Source organism: Kibdelosporangium phytohabitans, assembly GCF_001302585.1.
In the GTDB taxonomy this organism is placed as follows: Bacteria; Actinomycetota; Actinomycetes; order Mycobacteriales; family Pseudonocardiaceae; genus Kibdelosporangium; species Kibdelosporangium phytohabitans.
In genome coordinates this window covers 6,735,916-6,748,823 of record NZ_CP012752.1, presented here as the reverse complement: position 1 = coordinate 6,748,823, position 12,908 = coordinate 6,735,916, and the positions used below count along the sequence as shown (strand labels likewise).

Annotated in this window: 10 protein-coding genes; 3 read left to right on the top strand and 7 right to left on the bottom strand. The window is 69.6% G+C overall.

From position 1 onward, the window contains the following. Positions 1-111: 111 nt before the first annotated feature. The 3 genes from AOZ06_RS30420 to AOZ06_RS30410 are packed head-to-tail and all read right to left on the bottom strand — an operon-like array spanning position 112 to position 5,124. Complete coding sequence (locus AOZ06_RS30420) at positions 112-900, bottom strand: PIG-L deacetylase family protein (RefSeq protein ID WP_054292542.1); 789 nt, start codon at positions 898-900, stop codon at positions 112-114. A 7-nt stretch (positions 901-907) separates the two neighbouring features. Beyond that, positions 908-1,258 (bottom strand): STAS domain-containing protein, encoded by a 351-nt coding sequence (locus AOZ06_RS30415; RefSeq protein ID WP_054292541.1) that lies wholly within the window; start codon positions 1,256-1,258, stop codon positions 908-910. Further along, entirely contained in the window at positions 1,255-5,124 is a 3,870-nt protein-coding gene (locus tag AOZ06_RS30410) for a SpoIIE family protein phosphatase (RefSeq protein WP_218921799.1), read from the bottom strand. The genes AOZ06_RS30415 and AOZ06_RS30410 overlap by 4 nt, the downstream gene beginning before the upstream one ends. Positions 5,125-5,311: 187 nt before the next feature. On the opposite strand from AOZ06_RS30410, the gene AOZ06_RS30405 reads away from it, so the two are divergent. The 3 genes from AOZ06_RS30405 to AOZ06_RS30395 all read left to right on the top strand — a co-directional run bounded on the left by AOZ06_RS30405 (position 5,312) and on the right by AOZ06_RS30395 (position 7,654). Further along, complete coding sequence (locus AOZ06_RS30405) at positions 5,312-6,919, top strand: FAD-binding oxidoreductase (protein WP_054292539.1); 1,608 nt, start codon at positions 5,312-5,314, stop codon at positions 6,917-6,919. Positions 6,920-6,959: 40 nt separating this feature from the next. Further along, positions 6,960-7,190: a hypothetical protein gene (locus AOZ06_RS30400; RefSeq protein WP_054292538.1), complete on the top strand. Its 231-nt coding sequence runs from the start codon at positions 6,960-6,962 to the stop codon at positions 7,188-7,190. Between the two features lie 179 nt (positions 7,191-7,369). After that, the gene (locus AOZ06_RS30395) at positions 7,370-7,654 is read left to right on the top strand and encodes an N-acetyltransferase (RefSeq protein ID WP_054292537.1); all 285 of its coding nucleotides are present in this window, start codon (positions 7,370-7,372) and stop codon (positions 7,652-7,654) included. Here AOZ06_RS30395 and AOZ06_RS30390 read toward each other — a convergent pair. From AOZ06_RS30390 to AOZ06_RS30375, 4 genes are read right to left on the bottom strand one after another with little or no spacing between them, the layout of a single operon-like run. After that, complete coding sequence (locus tag AOZ06_RS30390; protein WP_054292536.1) at positions 7,639-9,243, bottom strand: ABC transporter substrate-binding protein; 1,605 nt, start codon at positions 9,241-9,243, stop codon at positions 7,639-7,641. The two genes, AOZ06_RS30395 and AOZ06_RS30390, sit on opposite strands and share 16 nt — an antisense overlap. Beyond that, on the bottom strand, positions 9,240-11,048 hold the full coding sequence (locus AOZ06_RS30385) for an ABC transporter ATP-binding protein (RefSeq protein ID WP_054292535.1): 1,809 nt from the start codon (positions 11,046-11,048) through the stop codon (positions 9,240-9,242). The genes AOZ06_RS30390 and AOZ06_RS30385 overlap by 4 nt, the downstream gene beginning before the upstream one ends. Then, positions 11,045-11,887: an ABC transporter permease gene (locus AOZ06_RS30380; RefSeq protein ID WP_054292534.1), complete on the bottom strand. Its 843-nt coding sequence runs from the start codon at positions 11,885-11,887 to the stop codon at positions 11,045-11,047. The genes AOZ06_RS30385 and AOZ06_RS30380 overlap by 4 nt, the downstream gene beginning before the upstream one ends. Then, positions 11,884-12,861 (bottom strand): ABC transporter permease, encoded by a 978-nt coding sequence (locus AOZ06_RS30375; RefSeq protein ID WP_054292533.1) that lies wholly within the window; start codon positions 12,859-12,861, stop codon positions 11,884-11,886. Before AOZ06_RS30375 ends, AOZ06_RS30380 begins: the two co-directional genes overlap by 4 nt. Between the last annotated feature and the right edge of the window lie 47 nt (positions 12,862-12,908).

Here is a 12,908-nt window from a genome sequence, read left to right as displayed (position 1 = left end):
CAGTTCGCCGTAACCGCGTTGGCGACGGTTGTGCATGTTCCGACACCAACGACAGGGAATGCCGTTCGAAAGGTACAGCACCGAGGACCACGCCGGGCACGGCAGACAGCCCTAACCGGGAAGATTGTCGCTGGTGGTGCGGGTGGGGTTACCGGCGGGGTCGACGAACCACTCCCGGCCGAGCAACAACCCGAAAATCGGGGACGGCAGCGCGGCCAGCGCGCGGAACAGGGGAGCGGCCCGGCCGGTGCCGTGGGTCTGCGAGCGGTGGGCGGCGAGCGCGGCCCGTTTGCGGGCGGCGTACCGCCGGACGTCCAGCCGGTGGGTGATCGCCGACCGCGGGCTGTAGCTGGTGGCGATCACCTCCGGGTCGTAGCGGCGGACCAGCCGCAGCACGCGCAGCACGTGGAAGACCCGGACGACCGGTTCACGGGGCAGGGTGGCTTCCAGGACACGGACGCCGGTCAGTTCGGCCGCGCGGGCACCGACGTGGTGAACGCGGACGTGGTCACGGTGCCCGTAGCCGCCGCGCGGGTCGTAGCTCAGCAGCAGGTCGGCGTGTTCGGCGCGGAGCAGGTCGGCGAGCTTGCCCGCGGCTTCGCCGACGGAGACGTTGCCGAACCTGGTGCGGCCCGGCGGGTCGGCGGACAGCTCCGGGCCGTGTCCGGTGTCGGCGTACCCGAGGTGTTCGACCCTGGCTGCGCCGAGCACACAGGCGCTGGCACGCAGTTCGTCCAGCCGGGACCGCAGGGCCGGGCCGGTGGCGTCGGCACGCACGACCCCGTCGCAGGCCACGACGATGACGACCCGGTGACCTTCGTCGGCGAGCCGGGCGAGCGTCCCGCCGGTCAGCAGCACCTCGTCGTCGGGGTGGGCGTGCAAGGCGACGACAGTGGCCATGAGGTGATCATGGCAGAGCCTGCCCGCGCGCCTCGGCCTGGGCCGTGCCTGCGTCGTCGTGGTAGGGCAGCCCCATGAGCGTGGCTGCCTTGCGGAGTTTGCTGCCGGGCGTCAGCACGACGATCACGGGACCCTCGGACAGGACACGGTCGAGCACCGCGAACCCCGCACTGTCGAAGTAGCACAGTTCGCTCAGGTCGAGCACCAGCGGATGCTCGCTGGTGATCCCAGCGAGAGTCCTCGCGAGGTCCTCGGCGTTGGTCACGTCGATCTCGCCCGTGACGGTGACGGTGGTGACGAGGTCGTCGCCCTCCGTACCGGTGTGGGTCAAACGCGTGCTGTAGGAGGTCGCGGTCACCGAGCTGCTCCCGTGATCGGCATCGGTTCTGGCGCTGCGAGACGGCTGTGGTGCATCGTCACGTGCGTGCCCCTGCTCGTCCGGACTGTGGCGACACGGTCGCTGAGGCCGTTGATCAGGGTGAGTCCACGGCCGCGCTGCGCCTCGCGGTGGCTGGCCGAGGAGTCGCTGGACCAGCGTCCGGTGTCGGACACCGTGGTCGAGATCGTGTGTTCGTCGGCAAACGCCTCGACGAAGATGTTCTTGTGCGCGTCCGATCCGCTGCCGTGCTCGATGGCGTTGCTGACCGCCTCGCCGACAGCGAGCAGGATGTCGTGCACGAGCATGTCCGGCAGGCCGAGGTCGGCCAGCCACGCCCGGAAACGGTGCCGCAGCGACGGCGTGCTCGCCCCGGACGCGGGGATGGCGCTCACGAAACTGTCGCTGGTGACGCCGGCGGGCCGCAGCGCGAGGATGGCCACGTCGTCGCTGAAGCCACCTGGCGGGACGAGTTCCTTGAGCAGTTCGGCGCAGACCAGGCCGGACGCGAGGTTCCGGCAGCGGCTCGCGGCGGCGGCCAGCCGGTCGAAGCCCTCGTCGAGTGACTCGCCGTGCCGTTCGATGAGCCCGTCGGTGTAGAGGATCAGCAGGGAACCCGGCGGGAAGTCGGCGAGCTCCGCGGGAGTGGCGTTGGTGAAGTTGACCGCGGCCAACGGCGGGCGCCGGCCTTGTTCGAGATATCGCGTCGCGCCCGTGGGCGTCACCACCAACGGATATGGATGGCCCGCGCAGGCGTAGCTGATGGTGTGGTTGTTCGTGTCGACGACGGCGTAGGCGACCGTGGAACACGTCGCGCCAGGCACGGCCATCGCGTACCGCTGGACAAGTTCCAGCACGGCGTGCGGCTCGGCCACGGTCAGCGCCGCCGCGGTGAGCGCGCTGCGCAGCTTGCTCATCACGGTCGCGGCAGGCAGCCCGTGTCCGACGACGTCGCCGACGGACACGCCGACGCGTCCCGGATCGTCCAGCGGGGCGACCAGGTACCAGTCACCGCCGACCCGCATGGCCTCCGCGGTGGGCTCGTAGTGGGCGGCCACGACCGTCGTGGTGGACCGCCGGTCCAGGTCGAGCAGGTGGTCCTGGAAGTCGGTGGCGATCTGGTGCTCACGTTGCATGGCGCGCACGCGATCCAGAGCCTGGTATGTGCGCGCGGACAGCGTGGCGAGGATGTTCAGGTGGATGGGCTCGAACACACGCGGCGCCGACCACAGCAACGCGAGGGAACCGTGGACGGTTCCGGTGGAGTCCTTCAACGGGTAGATGGCCGCGGCGCCGACGCTGCCGGCCCAGTCGCGCACAATGGCTTCGTAACGCGGGTCGGCGTCCGCTGTGTCGGCGATGATGAGCGACTGCCCGGTGCCGATCACGTCGGTCCACGGAAGCGGCGCGTCGGCGGCGACCGTGTGATAGCGGTCCCGCAGTTCGGTCGGCAACGTACCGGCGTAGTGGATGCGGATCTGCTCGGAGCCGATGTCGGTCGTGGCGATGGCGACCGTGTCGGCGCCCAGCGAGGTACCGGGCGACCTGATGAACGCCGTGAGGATGTCCTCAATGGACTCGGCGGTGCCGAGCCGCGCGGTGAACCGGGCCCGGTTGGTGTGCACCTGGTTTCGTTCCCGCTCCGCGCGTTCGCGTTCGGCGCCGCTGATCCGCGCGGCGACCCGGTTCACCAGCTCGTGCGAGCTGAACGGTTTGGCGAGGTAGTCGTCGGCGCCGCTGGAGAAACCCTCACCCGTGGCTTCCTGGCCCGCGCGGGCGGACAGCATCAGCACGGGGATCGCGGCGGTGGCTGGGTCGGCGCGGATCGCGGACACCAGCCCGAACCCGTCCAGCGCGGGCATCATCACGTCGGTCACGATCACGTCCGGGCGGTGCCGCCGGGCACCGTGCAACGCGGTCGCGCCGTCGCCGAACACCACGGTGTCCCACCGCGCCGACAGGATCCGGTCGATGTGCCGCCGCATGTCGGCGTTGTCGTCGGCGATGAGGACCAGCGGGCGGCGCTCGCCGGCAGTGCGCTGGTGCGGTGCCAGCGAGGTGGACAGGTCGGTGCCGAGCCATTGCATCGCCTCGGCGACGAACGGGTTGTTGTCGCTCGGACGGGGTGTCACGATCACGTCCTGTTCCTGCGCGGCGGTCACCGGCAGCCGGATGGTCACGGTCGTGCCCACGTCGAGCTCACTGTCGACTTCGATGGTGCCGTCGTGCAGCTCGACGAGTTCACGCACGAGCGACAGCCCGATGCCGCTGCCTTCGACGCTGCGGCCCCGGGTGTTGCCCGCGCGGTAGAACCGGTCGAACAACCGGCCCAGGTCGGCCGCGGCGATCCCGCTGCCGGTGTCGCCGACCGTGACCGAGACCGTGTCGGCACCGGTTTTGGCGACGGCGACGGTGATCGACCCGGTGAACGTGAACTTGACCGCGTTGGACAGCAGGTTCAGCACGATCGTCTCCCACATGCCGAGGTCGACGGCCGCGACGACGGGATCGCACGCCACGATCAGCTCGATCCCGGCGCGCTGGCACAGTTCGGCGAACGAGGACGTGATCTGCGCGGTGAGCGTGCCGACGTCGACCAGGACGGTCGCGGCGGTCGACCGCCCCGCTTCGGCGCGGGAGAAGTCCAACAGGGAATTGACCAGCCGCAGCAGCCGCTGCGCGTTGCGGCGGGCGGTGTCCAGGCGCTCGGTTTGCACCGGGTTGTCGTGGCTGTCGGCGATGGCGTCGTCGAGTGGTCCGAGCAGCAACGTCATCGGTGTCCGGAACTCGTGGCTGACGTTGGTCAGGAACGTCGTCTTCGCCCGGTCGAGCTCGGCGAGGAAATCGGCCCGCTCGCGTTCGCGCTGGTACGAGCCGGCCGTGGCGAACGCCGCCGACAGCTGGTCGGCCAGTAACCGGCAGAACCCGCGGTACTGGTTGTCCAGCGGCTGGCGCGGGTTGACGCCGACGACCAGCGCGCCGCGGGCCATCGCCTCGGTGGCCTCGTTGATCGGCAGGATCAGCGCCTGCTCGGGACAGCCGGCCGGGAACACCGTCGGCAGCGACGGCACCAGCTCCTGGAGGTCCGCCACCACGTTCACGGCGGACCCGGTCGCCGAGGCGGGGGCGAGGGCCTCCAGCGAGGACGGCATCAGGCCGTTCACCAGCGGTGTGCTGGCACGCAGTCGCGCGGTCTTCGAGTCCGGGTCTTCCACGTACACGGCGACCAGCGGCAAGTCACGGTCCTGCGTCGCGCACGCTCCGATGGCGGCGTGCACGGCGTCGTCGACCGTCCGCGTCTCCATCAGGGCCGCGCCGAAGTCGTTGAGGATCGACAACCGCCGCTGCCCGAGCACCCGCTCGGTGGTTTCGGTGACGGCGCAGAACACGCCGTCCACCGCGCCGGAGCTCGTGATGATGGGGCTGTAGCTGAACGTGAAGTACCGTTCGCGCGGCTGCCCGGCCGTGACGACGGGGAGCAGCAGGTCGTCCGACCAGGTCGACTGGCCGGACGCGACGACTCCGCCGAGCATCGGGCCGATGGAGTCCCAGATGTCCCACCACACCTCCTGGCCGGGCATGCCCAGCGCGGCCGGGTGCTTCTCGCCCAGCACAGGCAGGTAGGCGTCGTTGTAGACCAAGTAGAGATCCTCCGCGCCGAGCCACAGCACGATCGGGAACCGCGAGGTCAGCGCCACCGCCACCAGCGACCGCGTCTCGGCGGGCCAGCTGTCGACCGGACCGAGCGGGTGCGAGGCCCAGTCGTAGGCAGCGAACTGCTCACCCGTCTTCCCGCCGAGCGCGACAGCCGCCGCCAGATCGGGTGGGATCGCGCTGTCCTTGGCCACTCGTCCCCCTAGCTGTATGTCCACACCGTCCGCGACAACGGAGGGTTCCCGCGACGGCGGAAATTCCAAACCAGCGAAAAGTGTGGGGTTAACCCCACCCTGTGACTGGGCCCAGACGGATGTCGTGGCCAGTACGGCGTTACTAGCGTCCTTGCCGACACGTCACCGACAAGTGTTGGGGGAAAAGATGTCTGGTCCAACTCGGCGGGGATTCCTCGCCGGTACAGCCGCTCTGGGAGGCACGGCGCTGATCGGCGGTGAGGCGGCGGCGACGGAGGCGGAGGCGGTGCGGGAGTCGCCGGTCGTCCCGGTCGGCGACGCCCGTTACGAGGACCTCGTCCTGCGCCGCACGAACGAGCGGTTCTTCCCGCGTCCCGAGTACTTCCGCCTGCCCACCTCGACCGAGCAGGTCGTGCGGGCGGTGAACGACGCTGTGCGGGCGGGCAAGCGGATCACGGTCCGCAGCGGCGGGCACTGCTACGAGAACTTCGTCGGCGACATGGCCGAGGTGATCATCGACATGTCCGCGATGCGGCAGGTCGCGTTCGACGAGCGCCGCGGCGCGTTCGTGATCGAGCCGGGCGCGAGCCTGTGGGAGGTGTACCAGCGGCTCTACCTGGGCTGGGGCGTGACGATCCCCGGTGGCCAGTGCGGCGGCGTCGCCGCGGGCGGGCACATCCAGGGCGGTGGCTACGGTCCGCTGTCGCGGCAGTTGGGCTCGGTCGTGGACTACCTGTACGCCGTGGAGATCGTCGTGGTGGACCGCGGCGGGCGGGCACGGGCGGTGGTCGCGACCCGCGAACCCGGCGACCCGAACCGCGACCTGTGGTGGGCGCACACCGGAGCCGGGGGAGGGAGCTTCGGCATCGTCACCCGGTACTGGATGCGCACGCCCGGGGCCACCGGCAGCGACCCCGCGCAGTTGTTGCCGAAACCGCCCGCGGCCACGCTCAGCGCCGGGGTCGGCTGGGACTGGCGCGACGTGACGAAGGAGTCGTTCTTCGCCCTGCTGCGCAACTACGGCGAATGGCACGAGCGCAACAGCGCGCCCGGGTCCCGGTACGCGAGCCTGTTCAGCCCGCTGCTGATCACGCGGCGGATGAAAGGCGACGAGCCCGGCGGATTCGGCATGGTTGTCTCGATGGACGCGACCGTGCCCGACGCGGAAGGGCTGCTGCGGGCGTACATCGCGGATGTCACCAAGGGAGTCGCGGGCACCAAGGAGATCCTGCCGCTCACGCGCAGGCCGTGGCTGGCCGCGGTGAAGCTCGGTTCGCTCAGCCAGACCGACGAATCCGGGATGTACAAGGGAAAAGCAGCGTACCTGCGGAAGCGTTTCACCGACGCGCAGATCGCGACGGCGTACGAATACCTGACCAGCACGGACCATGACAACGAATCCGCGTTGCTGTGGCTGCTGTCGTACGGCGGCAAGGTGAACACGGTGTCACCGGACGCGACCGTGCTGCCCCAACGGGACAGCATCATGAAGGTGATCTACACGGTTTCCTGGACGGACCCGAAGGCCGAGAACGCGAACCTCGACTGGATCCGCCGCTGGTACAGCGCGATGTACAAGGAAACCGGCGGCGTGCCCGTGCCCAACGGCGTGAACGACGGCTCGTACATCAACTACCCGGACAGCGACACCTTGGATCCGAAGTGGAACACGTCAGGCGTTGCGTGGCACGCGTTGTACTACAAGGACAACTACCGCAGGCTTCAGCAAGTCAAGGCCCGCTGGGACCCGCGGGACGTCTTCCACCACGTGATGTCGGTCAAACTGCCTCGTTAGACACGTGAACTATGCTCAGTGGCACAGGGAAGGAGGGTCCATGACGGATGAGGAACTCGTTGTCGAGTTCGCCCTCATCCGTCTGGACCACCCCGACCTGGACCTGGAGGAAATCGCGAGTCTCGTCGTACGCCGGATGGGACCCGACCGGATGCTGGAGCTGGCCGCCCTCAACCTGGGTACCCGGGACGAGTTGCGCGGCGCGGTGTTCCCCGCCGCCGTCGAGCACGTCCTGCGGGTGATCTTCACGCTACGCGGTCCCGCCGACTAGCTTCCACGACCGCTTCGTAGGTCTGGGCGGCATCACATCCGTCAGTCGGCACGCGGACGCACTCCAGGCGCCGGCCTGCTCGGCGGCGGCCCCGAACCCCTCGATCTCCGCCAGGCTGGCCGCCAGCGGCACCGGGCCACCCTACCGGCCACCGGCGCCGGGGTGTCGGCACCGTCCTCGTGCAGGCCGGGGTCAAGGCGGCGAAGGCGCTGCACGAGGTGCACCACCCGGTGCTGAAGCTGGTCCGCGACGCGCACTTCGTGCTCATCGGGACGCGCCGGGACTACCGCAAGCGGGGTGTCGCGAGCGCGTTGATCGGGCACGCGTTGCGCGCCGCCGCCGATCAGGCTACGACCGCGCCAGTTCGAACGCGGACCCGGCTGACGGGTCCGGCCTGTTCGAGCGAGCCTGGTTCACCCCCCCGGATCCGGTACGTGCGCTGGGCGCTTCAGCCGGTCAGGTAGACCTGCTCGAAGCGGGCGTTGCCGAACGTGCGGCCGGCGAAGTCGGACTTCGGCCAGCCGGCCGACCGCGTGCTGTGCGCGTTCTCCACGTTGGCGAAGAACGGGATGATCCAGCCGCCGCGGTCGAACTGGATCTGGTACATCCGCTGCGTCAGCTCGGCCTGCTTGGCCTGGTCGGTGGTGGCCTGGGCCTGCTCGTAGAGCGACCGCAGCGCGCTGAGGTCCGGTTCGCCCATGTGCGTCAGCGTCGTCGTGTCGCTGAGGTCGGTCAGCGCCGACAGGGTCAGGTAGTTGCCCTGCGGCGGCCACTTGTCCACGGAGAACGGCCAGTTGTGGAAGTTCGGGCCGAACAGCGTCGCCGTGTCCACCTGCTTGACGTTGATCGTCATCCCGATCTCGGCCGCGTTCTTCGCCAGCACCGTGCACATGGCCACCGCCTCGGTGGACACCGGGCCGGTGACCAGTTCCACCGTGACGCCTTCCTGCCCGGCTTCCTTGAGCAACGCCCGGGCTCGCGCGATGTCCCGCTTGCGCTGCAACGCGGTGGGGTAGCCGGGCGCGAACGGTTCGGGCAGGTCGTGGGCCACCACGCCACGGCCGGACAGGCACGCGGTGAGGGCCTGGTCGCGGTCGACGGCCAGCCGCAGCGCCTGCCGTACGCGCACGTCGTTGAACGGCGCCTGGCGCATGTTCATGTAGATCCCGGTCCACGCCCCGGTCTTGGATTCCATCAGCTTCAGGCCGGGTTTCTGCTCGATCGTCGGGATCTGCGCGTACGGCAGCTGGTTGATCGCGTCGACCTGGCCGGTCACCAGTGCGTTGATCCTGGCCGAGTCGTCGTTGATCACGTTCACGACCAGCTGGTCGAGGTACGGCTTGGGCCCGAGGTCCGCCGGTGCGGGTGTGTCGCTCGGCTGCGACTCGCCGGTGGCGTCCCAGTAGTTGCCGAAGCGTTCGCACACCCACTGCCGGTTCGGCGTGAAGCTCTTGTACTTGAACGGCCCCGTGCCGACCGGGTTGCGCGGGTCGAACCCGACCGGGACGATCTTGAACGGGCTCGCCAGCGCGGTCTGGAAGGTCGCGGCCGGGCGCAGCAGTCTCATCCGCAGTGTGCGCTGGTCCAGTCTGGTGATGGCGTTGAGGTCGACGAACGCCTTGAACTTCCCGACGGTCACCGCTCCCGGCAGGGAGAAGGTGCGCTGGAAGGTGAACAGCACGTCGTCGGCGTCGAGTGTCTTGCCGTTGTGGAACTCGATGCCCTGCCGGACGCGGATCGTCCACTCGTCACCGGCCGCGTTGGACTCGATCGACTCGGCCATCCGCAGCTGGTACTGCATCTCGTTGCTGTAGTCGGCGAGCTGGTCGTAGAGCGTGCGGGCCATGAAGCTGACCGGCACGCTGTTGAGCAGCATCGGGTCCAGGGTGTCGGATCCCTTGGCGCCGCCGGTCGCGACGGTCAGCGTGCCGCCTCGCCGTGGTGCGCCGCCTGCCTGTGTCGCTCCGCCGCCGCAGGCCGTGAGCAGGCCGATCGCGGCGGCCGAACCGAGGAATCCACGCCGGGTCAAACCCGGCTCCGGTCGCGTTGTCATGGACGGTCCTCTCCCGACGGGACTGTGGTCGGTGCGGCCGGGAACTCCGGGGTGGCCGCGATGAGCTTCCTGGTGAACGGATCGCCGGGGTGGTCGAGGACGTCGTCGACCCGCCCGGCTTCGACGAGCCGTCCCGCACGCATGGCGATGACACGGTCGGCGACAGTGCGCACGAGTGCCAGGTTGTGCGTGACGAACAGCAACGCCAGGCCTTCTTCGTCTTGCAGTTCGCGCAGCAGCCGGACGATCGACGCCTGCACCGACACGTCCAGCGCGGACGTGATCTCGTCGCAGATCAGGACCTCGGGACGGCACACCAGCGCCCGTGCGATCGCGACACGCTGCCGTTCGCCGCCGGACAGCTGGTTGGGATACGACGAGGCCATGCTCGGCGCGAGCGACACGCGCTCCAGTGTTTCGGCGATCGTCGCGGTCGCCTTGGCCGTGGGCATGGAGAACAGCACCTTCAACGGTTCGCGCAGCGTCTCGCCGATCGTGCGACGCGGGTTGAGCGAGTTGTACGGGCTCTGGAAGATGTACTGGACCGCGCGCCGCGTCTCCAGTGGCCGGTCCCTGGCCCTGGTCGCCAGCTCGGTGCCGCGCAAGGAGATGCCGCCGCTGTGGCGGTGGTGCAGGCCGATGATGCTGCGCGCCAGCGTGGTCTTGCCGCAGCCGGACTCGCCGACCAGCGCGAGGCACTCCTTGCCGGCCAGTTCCAGCGACACGTCGTGCAGGATCTGCCGCCTGCCGTGGTGAGCATCCAAATGCGACACACGCAGGAGCGCGTTGTCGTCGACCGGTTCGCGTGCCACGGCCGCGCGGGGGGCGGTACGGGCGGGACCGGCCGCGAGGTGCTCGGCACGGATGCAGCGCACGGCGTGCCCGTCACCGACCTCGATCGGCTCCAACGCGGCCGTCGCGCATTCCGGCACGGCCTCGACGCAGCGGGGGTGGAACGCGCAGCCGGTCGGGCGGCGACCGGGCGACGGCGTGTCACCGGGGATGGCGAGCAGTTCACGCCGCTGGGACACCACGGGCACGGCGGCCAGCAACGCGCGGGTGTACGGGTGCACGGGCTTGTCGAAGATCTGCTTGCTCGCCCCGGATTCGACGACCCGGCCCGCGTACATGACCAGGATCCGGTCGGCCAGATCAGCCACGACCGCCATGTCGTGCGTGACGTACAGGGCGGCGACCTGGTGTGCCGCGCAGAGCTCACGGATCGTGCGCAGCACCAGTGCCTGGGTGGTGACGTCGAGTCCGGTGGTCGGTTCGTCGAGCACGATCACGCGCGGCCGCAGTACGAACGCCAACGCCAACGTGATCCGCTGCTGCTGGCCCCCGGACAGCTGGTGGGGGTAGCGGTCGAGGAACGCGTCATCGGAATCCAGCCCGACCTCGCGCAGAGTGGTCCTGATCCGTTCGTCGCGGTCCGGCGCGGACACGTCCGGCTGGTGGAACTCGAACAGCTCGGCCAGTTGCGCACCCAGCCGCAGCGCGGGATTCAGTGCCATCGACGGGTCCTGCGGCACGTAGGCGACCGTGCTGCCGCGCAACGAGGTCAGCTCGTCCTGGCCAAGGCCGACGACGTCCTGCCCGTCGATCAGCACGCGACCGCCGACGATCCGCGCGCCGCGCCGGGCGTCACCGAGCAGCGCCAGCCCGACTGTCGTCTTGCCCGAGCCGGACTCGCCGACCAGGCCGAGCACTTCGCCCGCGCTGATGGCGAAGTCGACGCAGTCGACCACGTCCACGCCGTACCCGTCGAGGTCGATGCGCAGTCCGCTGACCGTCACCGCCGTCATGACTGTCCTCCCTGCGGGGAGACCCGGGCGACCGTGCGCGCGAATCCCTCGGTGATCAGGTTGGTGCCGAACGTGAACACCGCGACACACAGCACGGGCACCACCACGCCCCACGGTTGCAGTGCGAGGCCCTGGTAGTTCTCCTTGATCATCAGTCCCCAGTCCGCCGCGGGTGGCTGCAGGCCGACGCCGAGGAAGCTCATCGCGGTCACGATGCCGATGGACCAGGTCAGCCGCAGTCCGAACTCGACCATCAGCGGCGTCATCACGTTCGGCAGGACCTCCCGCCGCACGATCCGCAGCCGGGGCGCGCCCAGGGTTTCGGCGGATTCGACGAACTCGCGTGACACCACCTCACGAGCGGCGCCGTACGCCACCCTGGCGACCTGAGGCAACCACGCGACGGCGACGATCAACGGCATCAACGCGGTGTCCGCCCCGGCCATGGCCATCAGCAGCAGGACGAGCACGAGCGGCGGGAACGCGCGCAGCACGTCCATGGCACGCATCAGCAGTTCGTCCACGACACCACCGCTGTACGCGGCGGTCATGCCGATCGCGGCACCGGCCGTGACGCCGACGAGCGTGCCGACGAACGAGATCCACACGATGCTCTGCCCACCGGCGAGCACGCGCGACAGCACGTCCTCGCCGAGGTAGTCGGTACCCAGCAGCGCGGTGGCCGTGGGTGGCGCGTAGGGAGCGCCGACGATGTCGCTGTGGGCGTGTGGCGCGAGGAACGGGCCGACGACGATGACCAGCAGGACCAGCCCGGTGAGGACGAGTCCCACGCGCATGCGGGGTTCGCGGAGGCTGCGGCGCAGCAGTGCCGTGTTCATCGGCTGGCCGTTCGCAGGCGGGGCGTGACGTACACCGTGAGCACGTCCCCGATGAGGTTGAAGACCACGTAGCAGGCGGCGAAGATCAGGCAGATCAGCTGGATCACGGGCACGTCCCGGTTGTTCACCGCGTCGACCAGCGCACTGCCCAGGCCGGGGTAGTTGAAGACCTGCTCGATCACCACGATCCCGCCGGTCAGGTACGCCAGGGCGAGCGCGGTTCCCTGGATCGCCGGGACGAGCGCGTTGCGCAGCACGTGACGGCGCAGCACCACCCGTTCCGGGACGCCTTTGAGCCGCGCGGTGCGGACGTACTCCGACTCGTACACGTCGATCACCGAGCCGCGCACGAGCCGGGCCAGGTACGGCAGCACGCCGAGCACCAGCGCGACCACCGGCAGTACGAGCTGTTCGGCGTTGCTCAGCGGGCTCTGGCCCGGGGCGAGCAGCACGGTCCCCGGCAGGACGTGCATGACCGTGGTGGAGAACAGGATCACGAGCAGCAGCGCGATGATGAACTCGGGCAGTGCGGTGAGGCCCAGCGTGACCACGAGCATCACGCGGTCGGCTGGGCGGTCGCGGCGGCGGCCGGTCCACGCGCCGACGAAGACCGACAGCGGCACCACGACGGCCGCCGCGATCAGCACGAGCACCGCGGAGTTGACCGCCCGGTCGCCGATCAGCGTGCTGACCTGTTCCTGGGTGACCAGTGAGCGGCCGGGATCGCCGCTGAGCACACCACCCAGCCACGCGAAGTACTGGTCGACGATCGGCCGGTCGAGGCCCAGTGCGGTGCGCAGCGCGGCGACGCGTTCCGGTGTCGCGTCGTGGCCGAGCACCGCGCGGGCGGGATCGCCGGGCAGCACCTGCGTCGCGAGGAACACGAGCACCGACACCAGCAGCACCACGACCACGCCGAGCAGGATGCGCCGCGACAGCCACAGCCGCCGGGTTAAGGAGGAACTTGCGTCCACATGATCACCTCGTTGTGACGGTAGTCCGGAAGGATGCTCTGCGGTGT

What these genes read in the sequence shown, in the direction of transcription:
- AOZ06_RS30380 (WP_054292534.1), bottom strand. Translation starts at nt 11,887, where the DNA reads ATGAACACGGCACTGCTGCGCCGCAGCCTCCGCGAACCCCGCATGCGC.
- AOZ06_RS30390 (WP_054292536.1), bottom strand. Translation starts at nt 9,243, where the DNA reads ATGACAACGCGACCGGAGCCGGGTTTGACCCGGCGTGGATTCCTCGGT.
- AOZ06_RS30405 (WP_054292539.1), top strand. Translation starts at nt 5,312, where the DNA reads ATGTCTGGTCCAACTCGGCGGGGATTCCTCGCCGGTACAGCCGCTCTG.
- AOZ06_RS30420 (WP_054292542.1), bottom strand. Translation starts at nt 900, where the DNA reads ATGGCCACTGTCGTCGCCTTGCACGCCCACCCCGACGACGAGGTGCTG.
- AOZ06_RS30400 (WP_054292538.1), top strand. Translation starts at nt 6,960, where the DNA reads ATGACGGATGAGGAACTCGTTGTCGAGTTCGCCCTCATCCGTCTGGAC.
- AOZ06_RS30385 (WP_054292535.1), bottom strand. Translation starts at nt 11,048, where the DNA reads ATGACGGCGGTGACGGTCAGCGGACTGCGCATCGACCTCGACGGGTAC.